Raw genomic sequence first — 18,512 nt, forward strand, 5'->3', positions numbered from 1 at the left:
TTGAGTGGACGAGCCATCTTTTGTGCTTGAAATCAGTACTCCTATATTCTGCTTCACCTCATAGGGAATTGGTATCAGTTGTGAATTGTCAGAAGCGGACTTGACGGGCGCGGTGTTGATCGCGGCGCAACTCGACTGGGCTGATCTGTGGAATGCGGTATTGATGGGGGCGGATTTGCGTCAAGCCTCGCTTTACGGAGCCAATTGCGAATCAGCGAACTTCAGTTTGGCGAATTTAAGCGGAGCCGATCTCCGTGAGGCGAACTTTGAACAGGCCCAATTCAATGGCGCTTGCTTTGATCAGGCGATCGTGCGCGGGGCTTTATTTACCGATGCCTCTGGTTTAGCGGATGAGCAAAAGCGGTGGTTGCGGCAGCAGGGCGCGCTGAATGTAGATCGGTAGAGTGATGGAGTAGTCAGGGCGTTGGGTCGCAGGGTAGTTGGGTCGCAGGGTGGGTGAGTATTGGCCCTGGCCTTGTGATGGGATAAGTCAGGTTTTACCCTCCCGTTTGGATAGCGGTTTCGGCGGTCCATGACTTGATCAGAGGACACGCCTCGCCATCCCAAAGCTTGGGGATGCCACCTTTGCAAGCTACTCGCTGTACCAGAAGGCGTCGGCGATCGCGCCCCCTTCTTCTTCAAAAAAGTTGATGGGATTGAGTACCACGATGTGCTGAGTCAAGTCATCGCCCAGGCGGCGCTGCACGCGATCGGGAATGCCGTGACCGTAGATGACGTGTCCATTACCTGCCAACACCACCACCTGCGTATTGGGATTGGCGGTTTTGAAGTCTGCGATCGTCATCGCCATGGTTTCATCCCAGGTCACTTGGGCGGCAAAAAAGTTGTCGAGATTGAAGTCGCCGTGAGCCCCGTGAGCCCCAAAGGCGGCAGCGACAAAGTCTCGATAGTCTTCATTGCTGGTGTCGATGTCCGCTAGCGGGGGAATGTAGCGAAAGTCGTCCCCCGCCAGGCTCGCCAAGCCTTCCCGCGCAATTTGCCGGGTGATTTCTGCTGGGGCATTCAAGGCCAGCACGGGCAGGTCATTCGCTTGGGCAAAACGCAGAAAGGGGGCATAAAATTCCCAGGGAAAGCCCCACCGTTCCAGATATTCCGTTTGGGCTACCAGTTCCGCTTCAGTGATTTCGCCCGCCAAGTAGCGATCGATCGCGGGCTGAAACGGCCGCTGAAACATCTCTAGGGCGATCGCAAGATCGGGATTTTCGGCGTGCAGTGCCTCAATAATTTCTAGCTGGGCAGCATGATCGGCGGCGCTATCGTGACGCTCACCCAAGTACACCACATCGGCTGTTCGCAACGCGGCAAAGGTGTCGTCTTGCACGCTGGAAATCGCGGCAGGTTGTTCAGTTGACGTAAGGGCGTCATCTGCGGAACAGGCCAAAGGAGACGTGATAAACACGGCCCCCAAGATGGCCCAGCCAAAGCCCCATTGCCGAAAACGTCGTGTCATGATGCCAGAAATTAATAAGTTGGCCGATTCATTGTGCAGTATAGAGTCAGTGCTGCCGTACTCGCCAAAATCGTGGCCGTGGTGACATCACACCCCATCAGGGCAAAGGCTTGATAGCTCAGTAAGCAAAAGATGCCAATGGTGCCGACGGGGGTGGTTAAAAATTCGCTAAATGCAACCAGTTCTTCCAGCAGTTTCAACAGGTTTAGCAAGCGATTGAGAATGGCCATAATCGTCAACCCTCGGATGAAGAAAAATTGGCAAGATAGCGAGAGTACTGGGTTTCGTGGCGGACTAAGCCAGCGTTACTGGCAGTCTGTCGCCACGGTTGGGCCGTTTGCACCATGTGGTGATGCAGTCCTGAGACATAGCGGCTAATCTGTGCGCCTGTGGGTATAGAGTCTGGGGGAGCGGTGCGATCGCGGTGTTGCCGATTCATCAATCGATGAGACATGATGCAGTTCCTCAATAACGGTCATTAGGGTGGAATAACGCGGTTGCTCAGTTGCCTAAAACAGGGGCTGTAGACTTTGAGTAAGAACTGATTTGGGCACTTTGCCGACAAAGGTTTCGGCCACCTCCCCTACGCCTTTGCGTAGCACCAGATGCGGCACCCCCGTCACGTTGAACGCCTGCACTTGGGCGCGCCATTGGGGGTCGTCGATATTCAACATGACGAAGTTTAGAGACGCCCCATAGTCTTGATGGATGGCTTGCAAGGTGGGGGCCATGCTCTGACAGGTGGTACACCAGTCGGCATAAAACTCGATCAAGGTGGGTCGGCCATTGGCGATCGCGGACTCGTAGGGCATCGCCGCTTGAGCGCTCGCTTTCAGCGTCATCAGGCCCGATACGGGGGAAAGGCTCTGGGCACCGGTCACCGGACGGGTGAGCCAAAAGGCCGCGATCGCAAACGTCGCGATCAGTGCGATCGCCCACAGGCTGCGGCGATTCACATCGGAAGTAGCAGAAATACGATTCACGGTCATAGTGGGATGGGAATGATGAATTTCAGGATTTCAGCAGGGAGCGATCGCGGGTCGCTGACCATTAGAAAACGCCATCGCCTCGGGCTTGACCTTGGCAAAGCTATCTTCCAGCAAACGAATCTGGTCAGTCATGGGATTTAGTCGTAATACGCCAGGATGATTTGCGATACCCACCGCTCAACGCGGTTGCCCAACCACTGGAATAAAGCTGTCATGGCAACGATTAGTAGTAATACGCCAGAGCGATGTGAAATACGAGCATGACGGCAAAGACCGCCACAAAAAAGATGTGGCTAGTGAGCCACAGAGCCCGTAAGCCACGGATGAGAGGGCCTTTGGTTAGCACGGTGCTAGACCCTGGTAACTTGCCAAAATAACTGCGGGTAGATTCTAAGACGCCGGTTTCGGCCACGACCCCGACCAACGCCGTCAGCGTAGTGGCAAAAAAGACCCAAAGAAACACCGCGTTAAAGTTCAGGCCATTGGCCCCCAAGGTGTGAATCAGCACGACCCCCAGCAGGGCGACCCCCGCAAAGATGTGGAGGCTGCGCCAAAACATCATTGATCCCGGTAGTTTGATGCTGGCAATCCACCCGCGTCCCCGCTTCCGGACAGTCAACAACATTTCCAGAACCACAAACAGGAGGGTGGCATAGCCTGTGCTCTGCTTATAAAGCTCACCGCGAATAAACTGATGCAGATCGAACGATTGCGATCGCAACCAATCAAAATAGGCATCGCTTAGGGCAAACGGCACCAGCAAGAGCGCCGTTAACAGCGTTAACCCGATTAAGACTTTGAACCCAGGCTGAATACCCCGAGGCCGCATCGGTTTCCGGCGCTGCGGCGCGATCGCCGCAGCTGGCGTAACCAGGTCATCCCCAGCACTAGAGTTGGTCGCTGCCGACAGTTGGGTCGTATCGGTAATATCGCGGGAGTGAAAAGGCTTGCTCATGACTTAAGAAAAATGCAATAGAAAAACAGGAAGGCGAGGTTACCAGTCCGTGGTCAATGCCTCAGGGGGCTGACTCCCAGGGAAAAACTCAAGCAAACCTTAAGTCCCTTGGGGACTATAGCGACAGGTGGCAACCTGAATTGCTAACTGTGAACCTCGGGCCGATCCGTTGTGGTCATAAAAAGTCATGTCTCAAGAGCAGTGGTAACTGCTAACTGACCCAGGGAGCTAGAGAAGGGAGATGGTGTCACTCCCCCCTCTAGTTGGCTTCACTAGGAGACGTGAAGTGCTAGTTACCTGGGAACTAGCGTTAGCGGTGATTCACACTGGGTAAACGTCAATCACCATTAGCATTTAGGGAATGACTGAACGACCACCTAGCATCGTCCAGTCCTGGCCAAAACTTGAATACAAGGTTCCGATTCCCTAAGATCCCGATTGGAAATTAGCGCTTAAGCTCCTTCCAGGGGAATGTTGATCACCACGCCGCCCATGACGTCATCCACCACAAACTGCTTGTCGGGATAACGTTCCATGTGAACGGGGTGAGTGTTATGACAGGAGGCGCAAGCTTCTGCGACCGCAATATCGGGATATAGCGCCGAGAAGAACTGCTGACCGCCGACTTCCTGGTAATCCTTATAAGATTCGCCAGTTTCAATTACCGCATCCATCGCCGTTTGCTCAAAGTCATTCTTCGGCGCGTGGCTGTCGTTGATATACCAGGGAGAAATCAAGTTATAGGTGAAATACCCTTTCTCGTTGGCAATCTCAGAACCCAGTCGGAACATTTGGGCTGGTAGGGGAATGCCTGAACCTTGCTGCCAGGCTTCTGTGGCCTCAACGGGCACTACCCCATCAGGGTTTTCTTTACCTTCCAACATGTTCACTCGGCTCACCACGTGGCGAGTATATGCAGTCCGGTCAGCTTCCATCACCGTGTGAATGTAGTCAGCCACGAGCTCAGGCGAAATGCCTGGCGTCGCGGTGGCGGTAGTACCGCCGCCCCCGCAAGCAACAGCCGTGACCGAAACGGCCATAATGATCGCAATGAAAGCCACTGTGCGAGTGCGCAGGGTATTCATCCATTTTTCTACAAGTGCCATTGGGCTTGTCTCCTCTGTTTAGAAATCAGCAAACGAAGTTGCAAAAGTTACGTGATCGTGATGTGTGGGGTGAAATTGTTCGTAGGATACGAACGCTGGATTTGACGATCGCCCTAACCATCCCCTTGATCGGTGCGACGCGCCTCAAAGTCGCGCACCAACTCAAAGGTTTCGAGGGCCAGGGTCGGCGGGGCATCAAAGTTAGCCTCCACCAAGTCATCGTCAAAAATGCTGTTGTAGCTGTACTCCATGCCGTGGCAGTTCATGCACACGTCTTTGACCATGCGATCGCGAGGCAACAACGTGTAGGTGTTGTTGTGGTTGACCAGCGTTATCGCGTTATCGCCTGAGCCCGTTTCATGGCGCGGTAGGTGACAGGTAGCACAACTGACCGAGTTCGCTGAGGGGCGAGGCAAATTGCGATCGACCGCAAAGAGGTCAGCATGGCGGGAGTTGCCATAATTCAACGAATGATTGTCGCTATGGCAGCTCAAGCAAGAATCCACTGCCGCTTGCATCGTGTTGACCGAATGGACGTCATGGCAGCTATTACACGTCATTTGTCGATTCATCGCATCCGGTTGCATCGGGAGTCGAGCCATTGCGGGCGTGAGGGGTGTCTCCCCTTCCAACATCCGAATGCCGTGCTGACCGAGTAAGAAGGTATCAACATCCTGCTCGTGGCAGGTTTGACAACTTTCCACACCGGGCTGCGCCACAAATTCCTTCGTCTCCTTTGACTCATGACAGCTGGAACAATTGATTTCATTAAAAGCGTGGGCACTAGTTTGCCAAAGCTGGGTGGCTTCATCGATCTGAGCTTGGTCAACCGGGCTCGCTAAAGCCGAGTCTATATCGCCCCAGGTGAGCCCTAGCAGAATACCGACGATGACGACGAGGCGGCCCAATGAACGAATCAGAGTCATGTCCCACCTCCCAAAAACTCTTGCGTGAGATCAGGATTCGGGGCGGTTTCCACCTTGGTGAACACCGAGCGATCGGGCAGTTGCTGTACGGGTAGCATCGGCGGCTGATCGATGTTTTCAATCAAAAAGCCAGTCGAGATCGAACGATGATCGTGATAGTTGTGGCAACCCGCAGTCCAGCAGCCATCGGCCGCAAACCCGTCATGACTCTTGAGGCCGCCCTCAATAATGCCTTGGTGGCAATTCATGCACAGGTCGGGTTGCAAATGCACCCCCCGCCCAAACATATGGACATGCTCGTTATGACAGGTGGTGCAGGTCAGGGCTTCAATTTTTTCCAACTCCCCGGCCCAACGGGGATCCCGAAACTTGCTCGGCCCATGCTTGTCTTCCGCCATTTCGGCCTCGTGACAGCGCATACAAGTTTCGTTACTCACTGGCTTAAATCCCTCATGGCAAGAGGCACAAGAGGTTTCAAATATGTAGTGACCCACAGAGGTCTCTCCTGGCAAAAAGACTTGCTTGTTATCTAAAGCAAAGGCTGCTCCAAACCAGGCCACTAAGGCAATACACGCCAGGACGATCGCGGTCTTTAGGTTAAAAAAAGATCGCCATCTTAATGCTTGGCCTCTCAACGCCATCGATCTTGCTCCGTGCAATCCTCCGCGTTAAACCAACAAGAACAGGACAATCAGAGCGATGACGCCGCCGCCAATGACGCCGGCTGCCGCCCCAGTGCTGATATTGCTGTCCGGTGCTTCTACAGCGGCGGTCGTCCCCAGTTGCACGTCCGCTTGGTCATAGTCGGCCCCCTTCAGCATGACTGTAGTGATTAGCCCATAGGCCTCCACCCAAGCCTGCTTAACTTCATCTGTCCAATCACTACCCAAAAACTGTTCAAAGGTTTTGATCAATGAATTACCCACTAGCGGATAATGCGCTGGCAAGGCGCCATACTTGACATGGCGAGCGCCCAACCCTTCTAAGGCCCCGGTCAAGGCTCCTGGCTGGCGCAGGTTCTCCACCACAAACACCAAAGACTCCAGCAGCATTTTTTCCTGCTTCGCCATATTGGTATGGGTAAACAAAGGCTTAGCCGCCGGATAGTCAGTGAACAGGTTGTTATAAAAGCGGCTGGCAAACTCGCTAGCCTGGGGAGCGACTTTGCCGAAGCTCTCTTCTAGCAGTTGAATCTTTAACCCGGTCGCTTCATCCACCTCGGCGGCAGACGGTGGCTCTAACTGAACGTCCTCTTTGGAGTAATCAGCGCCTTCGAGCATAATTGTCGTGATGGCTCCGTAGGCATCGGTCCAGGCCTGTTGAGTCTCTGGAGTCCAGTCATCGCCTAAGTACTGGCCGAAGGTTTTTAGCAAAGAGTTGCCGACCAATGGGTAATGCTCGGGCAAGGCACCGTACTTCATGTGCCGTGCCCCTAAACCCTTGAGCGCCTTACTCAAAGACTCTGGTTGGCGCAAGTTCTCCACTACAAAGACTAGGGACTCCAACAGCATCGTTTCCTGCTTAGCCATATTGGTATGGGTAAACAAGGGCTTAGCAGCCGGATAATCAGTAAATAAATTTTCGTAGAAACTGGCAACAAACTCCTTCGCTTGGGGTTTAGCCTTCTCAAAACTGCTTTCTAAGAGCTCAACCTGCAAATCAGAAGCCATAAACGTTCTCCAAATCTCCTAGCTTAAGCAAATTCACACAAACACCAAAAAAAGCAAAAATCAGAGAACCAATCTTGGCCGTTTCAAGACAAAAACTTGTGAAGCCTTTGGCCACCAAACCAGATTGGTTACTTGAGTTTTCTGAATCTTGATTTGCACGGCAATCACATTGCTGAATTGCTAGCAAATGCCGTCAGTCAAATCTTTGATTCGCATCAACCTGGAGGCAAATTGTCAGAGCTAATTAATTCGCCATTTGCTGATGATATTGATTTGATTGTGCTCAACGTAAGGGAAATGTAAAGGCTTTTTTTGTAACAAAAACGACTAAAAAACAATTGACCATTCGACTTTCGCATCAATTCGATGCGGTTCACTCATTCTCCTTGAAGTTCCTACCGTGATTTGATGAGGTTTATGGGAAGTGAGTGGCAAGGCCTATGTCATGAAGGCCCTCAACGGCATCGGTTTGACAAGCTGGCATTGCTCCCTATTTTGAAAGGGGAGAGGGTTCAAGACCAGCCGCTTGCGATCGGCGCTGCTGGCCTTGAACCCAGAAGAGTTGTGCCTACGATGTGGTCTAACTCAGGTCGAAAGCCTTTGGCCGGGGCGAAAAATCGGTTGCGAGATGACTTTTTCGCGATGATGCTCGCTTTTCTCTTATGCAGAAAACGCATGCTATTGATGCATAGAGAGAATTTGCAACTGTTTTTTGTAGTTGCTAATACAGAAGCGATCGCGGCCCTCGTCGAGTCTATTTACCAGCTTCTTTGTGATGGTTTTGCTCTGCTAGATTTTGCCATGGAATCCAAACTTGTCCGATTTTTAGGATCGATTCGCCTGGCAGTGCCGCTGTTAGTTGCGATCGCGGTTATTTTGATCGGGGCGACTTTTTACGAATCTGAAGTCGGTTCGCCAACAGTGCAGCGAGAGATTTATAAAAGCGCCTGGTTTGGAGCTTTGATGTTCCTACTGGCGGTGAATTTAGGGATTTCAACCCTCAGTCGATTTCCCTGGAAAGGCCCGCGAAAAATCGGTTTCGCTTTGACCCATTGGGGACTCATTGTCATCATTGCCGGGTCAGCGGCAGTCATTCATCTCAGTACTGAAGGGATGTTGCTGGTGCGGACTGATAGTGCCCCTGGCAGCCAGATTCGGATCGAAGGCGATTTGCTAGAGGTTGTCGCCCCTGACCAGACGCGGCAACAAACCGACATTTTTATCAAGCCCGACGGTGCCGTTTATCCCCGTCAGTTTGGGGGCTTGTCCTTGCTGGGCTACAGCGATAACGCCATCAAGACGGTGCAGTTTACCAATGATGGCGTGGTGGACAATCTGGCCGTCAAGGTACAACTGCACAGCGATCGCATGGGGCAAACTTTAGAGCGTTGGCTTGCTGTCGCGCCGGCTGCCTACAGTCAGATGGACATTGGCCCAGCCCATTTGGAGCTGTTTGCCGCGTCCGACGAAGCGGAGTTACAGCAGCTGTTGCGGGCTCCTAGCCCAGAGCAAAATCCCATGGGAACGTTGGCAATTCGTCAAATTGCTGGCCAAAGCCGCGATCGCACGATTGATGTAGAGCCAACGGTCGGGCAAACGCTAGCGTTGAGTCCTGACTTGGCTTTAACGGTGGTCAACGTCTGGCCAGATTTTCGCCTCGGCAGCGACGGTCAGCCCACCTCAGCGTCCGACCAATTTCGGAATCCGGCAGTGCAGCTGTTGGTGACCCAGGGTGACGAGCAAGAGCGCTGGTTCGTATTTGGCAAAGCTGGACTGCCACCGGTGCGATCGAATGATCAGATTGCATTAGCCCTGACCTATGAACCGCCAGCGGCGACCCCGACCGACTATTTTCGCCTGGTGGCCGCTCCCGATCATCAGATTTTCTACGCTGCCGCCTCTTCTAAGGGCTTTAAGTCGGGTGAGTTGCCGCCCGGACAATCGATATCGCCAGGCTGGGCTGATTTTCAGATTTCTCTGGTGGAGCAGCTAGATCACGCCCAAGTGCAGCGCCAAATTGTGCCCGTGATGCCAGTGGCTGCCGGTACGATGGCCGCCGAAGGCGCTCCCGCACTGCATGTAGCGACCCCCGATGGTCAAGATTTTTGGCTGCCCTGGGGCGAACCCACCGCATTGGCTACCGCTAACGGCGAGTATTTTGCGGCGTTCACCCCCAAGCTGCTGGAGCTCCCCTTCTACGTGAAGCTCAATGAGTTCATTGTGGAGCGTAACGAAGGAAGTGAATCGGTGGCGATGTGGACCAGCGACATTACGCTGTTTGACCCCCAAACGGACACCGCCGCGCCGCGTTCCGTGTGGATGAACCATCCCACCTGGTTTCGGGGTTGGAAGCTGGCCCAAGCCTCTTGGAATCCCGGCGATCTGCAACAGTCCACCCTGCAACTCAAGCGCGAACCCTGGTGGGTGACCGCTCTGACCTGGACTGGGTCGTTGCTAGTCGTGCTGGGAATTGTCGTCATGTTCTACGGGCCAAGCCTGGTGAAACGGTGGCGACAGTGGACGCGATCGCCCCAAACCGAACCGGAGCCACCGATGGATGAAGGCTCTGAAGAAAAAGCCGTGGGGACGATTCCGATCTTGGCGGTGTTTGGCAAATAGAGCGTAGCTGGGTGATTGGGTAGCTGGGTGGGGCGCGATTAGACCATCGCAGGCAAATGAGGTTGACCGGTGCCGCTTCCCCACAGTTCCCACTCCGTCCTTTGATGCTCCGGCTGCCGCACTCTGAACAACACATGTAACTTCTGCATTCTGAACTTTTGCATTCTGAACTTCTGAGAGCGCTATGAAACTGACGACATTTCTAATTGGTCTGGTGTTGGGAGCCCTGCTGCTGGTGTGGCCCATCAGTCAGTGGCAGCCCGACGGGCTAGACTCGCTGCGATCGCTGACCGTACAGCTGGATGGGCGCAAAAAGCCTCTGGATACTGTGGCGCAGGAAACCGTGGCCAAAATTCACGGCTCCACCACTTACCAATCGGCTGAGGGCACCCGAGAAGATGCGCTCAGCACGTACCTGGCTATGTGGTTCAACACCCGTAACTGGAACGAAGAGCCGTTTGTGCTGGTCAGCTATCGACCGCTGAAGGAAGCCGCTGGGCTGGATATCGAGCGCAAGCAGTTCACCTTTCAGGAACTGATGGCCAATCGGGAATTAGCCGCGATCGTCGGTGAGGCCCATCGCAAAGAACTGAACGAGGTCGATCTCAGTCGCAATGAGCGTGAGGCCCTGACGATCGAAGGGCGGCTGAATTTGCTGTATCAGTCGGTGGGCGATCGCCAGTTGCCCATTGTGCCGCATCCCGACGATCGCAAGGGTAAATGGGGCAGCCTCGACGAAACCACCAAGCTTTATTCACCAGAGCAGGCGGCCCCGCTCTTGGCAGCTTTTGCCATGATGCAGCAGACCTTATTGCAAGGCGGCGCGACCCACATTCCCATGGTGGCCTCTTTGGCCGAGCAGCTCAAGGCCGGCCTCCAGCAGCTGAGCCCGGATATTTATCCTACCGATGCGGTGATGGGCCGGGAAGTGTATTTCAACCACTTCCACCCCTTTGCCAAGGCGTGGCAACTGTACGCGATCGCCTTCACCGTATTGCTCGTCAGCCAGTGGATCAAACGCTGGAATATTTACTGGACCGCGATCGGGCTATTCACGACCGGGATTGTCGTCCAGACCTACGGTTTCTTCCTGCGGATGCAGATTGCCGATCGCCCTCCCGTCACCAACATGTATGAGTCGGTGGTCTGGGTCGGGTTTGGCATTATGGCGATCGCCCTACTGCTGGAAGTTTTTTCCCAAAAGCGCTTTTACCTGTTGGCAGCAGCCCCCCTCTCGGTGGTGTGTCTGGTATTGGCCGATAGTTTGCCCGCCGTGCTCGACCCCAGCATTGCCCCCCTGGTGCCGGTCCTTCGCGACAATTTCTGGCTCAGCATCCATGTCCCCACCATCACCCTCAGCTACGCCAGTTTCGCCCTGGCCCTCGGCGTCGGTCACGTGGCCCTGTTCAACTATTTGTTTACCCCCCAAGCCAAGCAGCGCATCAAAACTCTGTCGCAGTTGAACTATCGAGTCTTGCAAGTGGGCGTGCTGTTGCTGACCGCAGGCATCATCCTCGGTGGCATCTGGGCGCACTTTTCCTGGGGCCGCTTCTGGGGGTGGGATCCCAAAGAAACCTGGGCGCTCATTGCGTTGCTCTGCTACCTTGCACCGCTCCACGGTCGGTTGGTCGGCTGGATTGGCGACTTCGGCATTCACGTGGCCAGTATCGTGTCGTTTAATGCAGTGTTAATGGCTTGGTACGGCGTAAACTTCGTGTTGGGTACGGGGCTTCACAGCTACGGCTTTGGCACCGGCGGTTCGGAACTACTGATTGCCAGCGTCGTTGGCTTGGATCTGCTGATGGTACTTGCGACTGCGGCCCGCCATTACGGTTGGTTTAAGCGCTCCGAGCCGCTGACCACCGTCGAAAATCTGTAAACTGACAGCGTTAGAGTTTCAAGGTCGGCAAAAGGGTTTCTGGGTTGGAATAGCGGGGCGCAACCGCATGTCATTGACCTGAAAATTGTGGCCAGTGCGCCCCCACGGCTGATCCTGACCTGACACCCAAAACCTGGCTACACTGTCATATCAAACCTTTGAGAGGAGAAAATTTCGATGAATCGACGTGAGTTTGTAAATTGGATGGGCGTAGGAGCCCTAGCAACGTCGCTGCCAGTCGCCTTAGCCGCTTGCGGTGGTACGGCTGAAGCCCCGGTTGAGGAAACGGCTGACGAGACCGCCACCACTGATGCAGCCCCGACCGAAGATGGGTTTGAGGCCATTGGCACGGTTGCCGAATTAGATGAAGCTGGGGCGTTGGCCAGCAGCAATTTCCAGGGCACTCAGGTGGTTGTCACCCGTTCTCCGGATAATCCTGACACCCTGATTGCCGTCGATTCCCTCTGTACGCACCAGGGTTGCACGGTCGATTGGGACGGCAGTGCGTTCGCTTGTCCTTGTCACGCCTCAATGTTCAGTACTGATGGCACTGTGGCTTCCGGGCCCGCAAGTTCCCCGCTCCCCGTTTATGAAGCCAAAATCGAAGGCGACCAAGTGTTGGTCAGAGTTTAGGCATGCCCCCTAATAACTCTGGGGCTAGCGAGTCCCAGCGCTGCTAGGCCGCGATCGCCACCAATGATCATGTGTCTGAATCACCTGTTCTGCCTCGCCGTGGGTGGGACAGGTGATTTTATATCGGCGTCGCCGAATTCGAGGAAACACCCTTATCCGAGGAGAAGGTTTGGGATGAGGGGGTTTCATCTCATTGCTCAGTGACGCCGCATAGAAAAGCGGCAATGCTTACAGTTTGTGGTCTGTGATTTGTGTTTGGATCACTGAACTAATCATCAAAAAGGGAACTGAGCAGTGAATCGACGTGAGTTTGCAAATTGGCTGGGCGTGGGGGCGCTTGCGAGTTCGCTACCGATCGCGATCGCGGCTTGTCAGGGAGATACAGCAGACGCGCCGACGGATGCACCCGCAGACAGCGAAGCCACCGTTCGGGCGGATGGCTTTGCGGTCATTGGCACCGTTGCCGACCTCGATGCGGCTGGATTCCTGGCTAACGTGCGATTCCAAGGAGCTCGGGTGATAGTAATTCGCGATCCGGCCACAGCGGACGCGGTGATCGCGTTCAACGCGGTGTGTCCCCATGCGGCCTGCACCGTTGAGTGGGGGGAAGGTGAATTGGTCTGCCCTTGCCACGACTCGTTCTTCAACCTGGATGGCACAGTCGCCTCAGGCCCATCTGCGGAACCGTTAGCGCAGTTTGAGAGCAAAATTGAAGGGGATCAAATCTTGGTCAAAGTGTAAGTCAAGTGGGAACTAGCTCCCAGCATGGTCAGCAACAGCGCCATCGATCAGAACTGGCGGCTCCACTCTTTGGGCCAGCGCTCAATCACCACCTTAGTCTGGGTGAAGAACTCGACGGCATGGTGACTTTGCCCATGGAGATCGCCAAAGAAGCTGTCTTTCCAACCGCTGAAGGGGAAAAAGGCCATGGGCGCGGCCACCCCGATATTGATGCCGATGTTGCCCGCTTCGGCCTCGGAGCGAAACTTGCGCGCGGCGGCCCCGCTGCTGGTAAACAGGCAGGCCATGTTGCCCCAGGGACTCCGATTCACCAGAGCGATCGCGTCCTCTACCGTCTCCACATGCATCAGCCCCAACACCGGGCCAAAGATTTCTGTGTGGGCAATTGCGCCATCGGGCGGCACATCTTGCAGAATGGTAGGTTTGACAAAATGACCTTGCTCTAACCCGGCAATTTGTGGCTGGCGACCATCCACCAGGACTTTTGCGCCCTCATCGGCACCTTGTTGAATCAGGGCCTCAATGCGATCGCGGCTCTGGGCGGTGATCACTGGCCCCATTTGCACCGCTGCATCCAAGCCATTGCCGGTGATGCGATGCGCGGCAGTTTCCGCGATCGCCGCCGTAAACGGTTCCCGTGCTGCGCCCACCGTGACTGCCAGCGAGGCCGCCAGACAGCGCTGCCCCGCACAGCCAAAAGCGCTGTCGGCGGCAATGCGAGTGGTCATGTCCATATCAGCATCGGGCAGCACAATGATCGGATTCTTCGCGCCACCCTGGCACTGCACCCGTTTGCCGTGGGCCGCCGCCTGGCTGTAGATGTAGCGGGCGACCGGCGAAGAGCCCACAAAGCTGATAGCGCGAATCTCGGGATGTTGCAAAATCGCATCCACCGTTTCCTTCGCCCCGTTAACCAGGTTCACTACTCCCGGTGGAAAACCCGCTTGGTCAATCAGTTCAAAGATTTTCTGCATCGTCAGGGGCACTTTTTCGGACGGCTTGACGAGGTAGGTATTGCCGCAGGCGATCGCATAGGGCAAAAACCAAAACGGAATCATCGCCGGAAAGTTGAAGGGGGCGATCGCCGCCGCGACTCCCAGCGGCTGGCGAATCATAAACTCATCAATGCCGCGAGCAATATCTTCGGAAAACGTACCCTGCATGGCGGTGGGAATGCCGCAGGCCACCTCGACGTTCTCGATCGCCCGTTGCAATTCCCCTCGCGATTCCTTCAGAGTTTTGCCACATTCTTGGGTAATCAGTCGGGCGATTTCGTCGGCGTGCGATTCCAGCAGGCTCTTGAGCTTAAACAAAGGCTGCACCCGTTCCACAGCAGGCACTCGCCGCCAAGTGGTAAAGGCTTGAGCAGCGGCGGCAGTCGCGTGATCAACCTCCGTGCCTGGGGAGAGCGGCACCTCGGCCAGCACGTCAGCTGTCGCCGGGTTGTACACGGCAAGGCGATCGCTCGCTTCAGAAAGTCGCCATTCACCGTTGATGTAGTTTTTGAGGATAGCGTCAGACATCTTGGTATTTGTGAGCACCCTGCTCGCGTGAACAATGAATTGTCAAAAGTGGTTGCAGCCCGATCAGGTATCACTTTGTTGGGGACACCTCGCATCACCCTTAGGAATTTCGCTGCCGGACTTAGCTCGGTGATTGTCGTGGGACGCAAACCAAGGCGTGATGCCAGCGGAAAATTGAGACTCTAACAAACGAACCCTGGAAGCATTGCGCTTCACAGGGTCTGTTGCGAATAATGGCGTGATTGCGGCTACGGCCCTTAGCCCGCCGGGGGCGTCAGCCAACCCGCGCTTAACACCACCGTCAGTCCCATAAACAATGCGGTCAATGTCCAGGTGACTCGATTTAAGGTCGTCTCAGCACTTTTGGTACTGGTAAATAATTGTGCCTGCCCGCCCAAAGCGCCCAAACCGTCACCCTTGGGGCTATGCAGCAACACTAACACCGACAAACCGATTGCCGATACCGTCCAGACTATTTGAATGATCGAAACTATAGCCATAGATTAATTGCGCCAAACATCACACTTAGGAAATGACCGTTCTGCCGAGCGGCACTTTCTCTAAACATACTAACTTGCGGCGTGTGTTTGCCCAAGCGGTGGGGCCAACAACGTCTTTTACAGCCCTACATGCACGGGCGTGCGGTTCGCCTTGATATCCACTGCAGAATTCAGCAGCATCGATCGCCCTGTCATCTCCTGAGGTTGGTCAATATTCAGGATATCCAGAATCGTCGGCGCAATGTCAGACAAACGACCATCCGTACGCAGCTCTACCTCTGTGCCGTGGCCAGGAATTGTGAGCTTTTCCCCTTCGACCAGGATGAAGGGCACCGGGTTAGTGGTGTGGGCCGTCCAGGGTTTGTGGTTTTCATCCCACATGTACTCGGCATTGCCGTGATCAGCGGTAATGATCGCCGTTCCACCGGCCTGACTAATGCCTTCTAGCAGCCGCCCCAGTTCCGTATCCACGGTTTGCAGCGCCGTCACCGTGGCGTTTAAGTTACCCGTGTGGCCGACCATGTCCGGATTGGCATAATTGATCACAATCAGCGAATAAATGCCTTTCTGAATAGCGGTGAGCGCGGTATTGGTTACGAGAGACGCCGACATGGGCGGAGCTTTGTCGTAGGTCGCCACTTGGGGACTCGGAATCAACTCCCGGTCTTCGCCCGCTAACGGCTCTTCTAACCCGCCATTAAAGAAGTAGGTAACGTGAGCATATTTTTCCGTCTCTGCGGTGCGGAATTGCTTTAACCCTTCATCGGCAATGACTTCTCCCAAAATACGGTTGAGGTTTTGGGGCGAAAAGGCCGCCTGCGCTGCCGTCAACTGCGAGTCGTATTGCGTCATGGTGACAAAGCTGAGGGGCTCAATCAGCGATCGCTCAAACCCATCAAACTCATGGTCCAAAAAGGCGTGGGTCAACTGTCGCGCCCGGTCTGGACGGAAGTTGAAAAACAATACACCATCACCGGCTTCAATCGCCCCCGGCGCAATGCGGACGGGATCCATAAACTCATCCGTAATTTCCGCCGCGTAAGCGTCCTGCATCACTTCGACGGCGGCGCGACCGTCGCCATCGCCATCAGTCACCATCACGTCATAGGCTTTTTTGATGCGATCCCAGCGGTGATCACGATCCATCGCATAGTAGCGACCACTCAGGGTCACAATACGACCAATCCCGTGCTGCTCGGTAAAGTCTTGAATGGCCTGCACTGAGCGGTAGCCATCAGTCGGCTTGGTATCCCGACCGTCGGTAATGACATGAATACAGACCTCAGAAATGTCCTGAGCCTTAGCCATCTCTAGCAGGCCCAGCAGGTGATTGAGGTGAGAATGCACACCACCATCAGAACACAGCCCCACGAGATGCAGCTTGCTGTTGCGATAGCGCACCGTTTGGCACAGCTCTAAAATGGTCTCGTTTTCTTGAATGCTGCCATCTTCAATGGCATCGGAGATTCTGACCAGCTCTTGGGGAACGACCCGACCGGCCCCGATATTGAGGTGACCCACTTCCGAATTCCCCATTTGCCCTTCGGGCAGACCAACATCTTTGCCCGATGTCCGAATCAGGGTATGGGGATAGGCGTGCCAGAGACTGTCCATCACCGGAGTTTCGGCAACACTCACAGCGTTGCCGTCAGCCTCTTCTCGATATCCCCACCCGTCTAGGATAATGAGCACCATCGGTGGAATAGGCGCTTGAGTCATTGGCTTATAGGGTTCCTGCAACTACTAGACAATTTCTGAAGAAATCATACCATCAGGTTTTTAGGTATAATCACCTGCGGAAATAAGCAATTTTTATGTTTGCAACAGAAAACGATAGTCGATTTGAGAATTGAATCTTATTTTTCAGAGCTTATCAGCTCTTGTCTAATTTGCAAGCAGGACTAATTCTGAGAAACGCTCAATGAGCCTGATTTGAAAGCAGTTTCCGTCAACTTTATCAACGATTTCTCAGGAAAACCCTGTCGAGAGAGAAAAAATTAGTCGTTGGTGATTTTTATGCTCATTTTTGACCACAAGGTCGCAAAATCTCAAGGGCACGGCGACTGCGTAAATTTGTCTGTTTTTGGCCCACTCTTCATATCTCACTTCCGCAGGGCAAAGAGGTTAGCGCCGGTCAATGCTGAGGCAGTTGACCGGGTAAGCGGCTCGGCCGTATGACGCATGCCGTAGTGGTTTAGAGCACATGATGCTTTGGCGATGCCCCCTTAATCCAGCGCGCCGGAGGGCGGGGCCAATGACTGGATGGTCAGGGTCTGAAATGATGTCCAGATGCCGCCTTCGCCGCCTAGTTCACAATAGTTGGTGAGGCAAATGTGCATCCCGGTTTGCAAATAGCCGTCATTTTTGGGGTGGGGTAATTTGAGGGTGGCCACGCAAATTTAGGGAGCAGGTTATTGGGGGTTGGCGGGGCGGCGTCGGATGAAATTCATCAGTCGCGATCGCCATGACGATCGCCATGACGATGGGGTGACGGGTGGGGCATACAGGGTCATGATGGGCTCAACATCGCCTCCTGAGCTGAGCGCGTGACCCACCTAAGCTCCCCGACATCATCGATTGCGCAGGTAACTGAGAGCCCCCGATCCACTGCCCCTGTCAATTTCGCCCTCGATATCCCAAGGCCCCACCGGAGCAGACGCTGCCATCATCGCGATCGCCTCACTTCGCTGCCCTCATCGGGCACATTGACCTGCTGGAAAACTAGCGCCCTGGCTAACCGCTCCCTGACTGCGGGCTACTGGCTGACTCGCGATTATTCACCGGAATTAACCATTGAATCGGCACTGAATCTACCGCTCCATTCGCTGCCACCTGGCAGTTTCTACGGGATCGCTTGATTACAGGTCTAGCAGGGTGGAGGCGTTGTTGTAGTAACGCGCCCAGTATTGCGCGTCGGGACGCCATTCCCACTCGCTGCGGGTGACGGCAATTTCCATCACGGGGAGGGCCAGACCTTGATTTTCGCCCACCATAGTGAGCACAACTTCAGAGGTTAACGGATCGGCATCAAAGCTGCGCTGGATGCCTGCGCGGGCGATCGCTTCACACCGCCGCAAAAAGGTTGCGTAACTTTCGCCTTGGTCGCGGGTCAGGAATAGGGTCACTCTGGCGGTATAAGCTTGGGCCACTAGTGGCGTGCTCACGACGGTGGCTAACGCGATCGCAGTAATGCTGCCCAGCTTGAGGCGAAATCGCCAGCGGGCCGCGAGGCAGTTAATTAATAGTTGTCGGCTATTCAGCATTAAGGCTCGACGCCAAGATTGCATGGTCATGAGTTCCCCCTGCGCGGCAATAATTAAGGCATGAAGGCTGATGCAGCACCGCCCAAAGCGCCTTAAATCTAGCCATTGTCTGAAGTCTCGTCAATCTTATCGCGTCAAAATTATTTTTTTGTCTTAATCTTTGGCGGTAGCAGCGCCGAAACTGAGACTCGTCGCTAGAATGGGCATCGTCTCAGCTCGTTTCTGGTAGACGCTAGC

The 18,512-nt window shown here is 54.5% G+C and carries 19 protein-coding genes; 5 read left to right on the forward strand and 14 right to left on the reverse strand.

Annotated elements, in window-relative coordinates:
- Positions 1–85: 85 nt before the first annotated feature.
- On the forward strand, positions 86–403 hold the full coding sequence (locus tag JUK32_RS14990) for a pentapeptide repeat-containing protein (RefSeq protein WP_204139673.1): 318 nt from the start codon (positions 86–88) through the stop codon (positions 401–403).
- Positions 404–592: 189 nt separating this feature from the next.
- On the opposite strand, the gene JUK32_RS14995 is transcribed toward JUK32_RS14990, so the two are convergent.
- From JUK32_RS14995 to JUK32_RS15035, 9 genes are all read right to left on the reverse strand, one after another.
- Complete coding sequence (locus tag JUK32_RS14995) at positions 593–1,471, reverse strand: ChaN family lipoprotein (protein WP_204139674.1); 879 nt, start codon at positions 1,469–1,471, stop codon at positions 593–595.
- Between the two features lie 11 nt (positions 1,472–1,482).
- Complete coding sequence (locus JUK32_RS15000; RefSeq protein WP_204139675.1) at positions 1,483–1,701, reverse strand: hypothetical protein; 219 nt, start codon at positions 1,699–1,701, stop codon at positions 1,483–1,485.
- A gap of 5 nt (positions 1,702–1,706) precedes the next feature.
- The gene (locus JUK32_RS15005) at positions 1,707–1,925 is read right to left on the reverse strand and encodes a hypothetical protein (protein ID WP_204139676.1); all 219 of its coding nucleotides are present in this window, start codon (positions 1,923–1,925) and stop codon (positions 1,707–1,709) included.
- A 55-nt stretch (positions 1,926–1,980) separates the two neighbouring features.
- Entirely contained in the window at positions 1,981–2,460 is a 480-nt protein-coding gene (locus tag JUK32_RS15010; RefSeq protein ID WP_204139677.1) for a thioredoxin domain-containing protein, read from the reverse strand.
- Between the two features lie 223 nt (positions 2,461–2,683).
- On the reverse strand, positions 2,684–3,415 hold the full coding sequence (locus JUK32_RS15015; protein ID WP_239112683.1) for a hypothetical protein: 732 nt from the start codon (positions 3,413–3,415) through the stop codon (positions 2,684–2,686).
- A 452-nt stretch (positions 3,416–3,867) separates the two neighbouring features.
- Positions 3,868–4,521 carry a DUF3365 domain-containing protein gene (locus JUK32_RS15020; protein ID WP_204139678.1) on the reverse strand — a complete coding sequence of 218 codons (654 nt, stop codon included), beginning with the start codon at positions 4,519–4,521 and terminating at the stop codon, positions 3,868–3,870.
- Positions 4,522–4,634: 113 nt separating this feature from the next.
- Entirely contained in the window at positions 4,635–5,447 is an 813-nt protein-coding gene (locus JUK32_RS15025) for a hypothetical protein (protein WP_204139679.1), read from the reverse strand.
- Complete coding sequence (locus JUK32_RS15030; protein ID WP_204139680.1) at positions 5,444–6,088, reverse strand: cytochrome c3 family protein; 645 nt, start codon at positions 6,086–6,088, stop codon at positions 5,444–5,446. The genes JUK32_RS15025 and JUK32_RS15030 overlap by 4 nt, the downstream gene beginning before the upstream one ends.
- Positions 6,089–6,115: 27 nt before the next feature.
- Positions 6,116–7,117 (reverse strand): globin family protein, encoded by a 1,002-nt coding sequence (locus tag JUK32_RS15035; protein ID WP_204139681.1) that lies wholly within the window; start codon positions 7,115–7,117, stop codon positions 6,116–6,118.
- 699 nt (positions 7,118–7,816) lie between these two features.
- Here JUK32_RS15035 and JUK32_RS15040 point away from each other — a divergent pair.
- From JUK32_RS15040 to JUK32_RS15055, 4 genes are all read left to right on the forward strand, one after another.
- Complete coding sequence (locus tag JUK32_RS15040) at positions 7,817–9,736, forward strand: cytochrome c biogenesis protein ResB (protein WP_239112684.1); 1,920 nt, start codon at positions 7,817–7,819, stop codon at positions 9,734–9,736.
- A 184-nt stretch (positions 9,737–9,920) separates the two neighbouring features.
- Entirely contained in the window at positions 9,921–11,615 is a 1,695-nt protein-coding gene (locus tag JUK32_RS15045; protein ID WP_204139682.1) for a cytochrome c biogenesis protein, read from the forward strand.
- Positions 11,616–11,792: 177 nt separating this feature from the next.
- Positions 11,793–12,248, forward strand: a complete 456-nt coding sequence (locus tag JUK32_RS15050) for a ubiquinol-cytochrome c reductase iron-sulfur subunit (RefSeq protein WP_204139683.1) — start codon at positions 11,793–11,795, stop codon at positions 12,246–12,248.
- A 294-nt stretch (positions 12,249–12,542) separates the two neighbouring features.
- Positions 12,543–12,989 carry a ubiquinol-cytochrome c reductase iron-sulfur subunit gene (locus JUK32_RS15055; protein WP_204139684.1) on the forward strand — a complete coding sequence of 149 codons (447 nt, stop codon included), beginning with the start codon at positions 12,543–12,545 and terminating at the stop codon, positions 12,987–12,989.
- A gap of 47 nt (positions 12,990–13,036) precedes the next feature.
- On the opposite strand, the gene JUK32_RS15060 is transcribed toward JUK32_RS15055, so the two are convergent.
- The 5 genes from JUK32_RS15060 to JUK32_RS15080 all read right to left on the reverse strand — a co-directional run bounded on the left by JUK32_RS15060 (position 13,037) and on the right by JUK32_RS15080 (position 18,299).
- Entirely contained in the window at positions 13,037–14,512 is a 1,476-nt protein-coding gene (locus JUK32_RS15060) for a CoA-acylating methylmalonate-semialdehyde dehydrogenase (RefSeq protein ID WP_204139685.1), read from the reverse strand.
- 257 nt (positions 14,513–14,769) lie between these two features.
- Positions 14,770–15,012, reverse strand: coding sequence for a preprotein translocase subunit SecG (gene secG / locus JUK32_RS15065; protein ID WP_204139686.1), 243 nt, complete (start codon positions 15,010–15,012; stop codon positions 14,770–14,772).
- Between the two features lie 117 nt (positions 15,013–15,129).
- Complete coding sequence (gene gpmI / locus JUK32_RS15070) at positions 15,130–16,731, reverse strand: 2,3-bisphosphoglycerate-independent phosphoglycerate mutase (RefSeq protein ID WP_204139687.1); 1,602 nt, start codon at positions 16,729–16,731, stop codon at positions 15,130–15,132.
- Positions 16,732–17,237: 506 nt separating this feature from the next.
- A complete protein-coding gene (locus JUK32_RS15075; protein ID WP_204139688.1) occupies positions 17,238–17,405 on the reverse strand; it encodes a hypothetical protein in 168 nt (55 codons plus the stop codon).
- 465 nt (positions 17,406–17,870) lie between these two features.
- A complete protein-coding gene (locus JUK32_RS15080) occupies positions 17,871–18,299 on the reverse strand; it encodes a hypothetical protein (protein WP_204139689.1) in 429 nt (142 codons plus the stop codon).
- Positions 18,300–18,512: the final 213 nt, after the last annotated feature.

The sequence above is a fragment of the Halomicronema sp. CCY15110 genome (genome assembly GCF_016888165.1).
Lineage (GTDB): Bacteria > Cyanobacteriota > Cyanobacteriia > Phormidesmidales > Phormidesmidaceae > Halomicronema.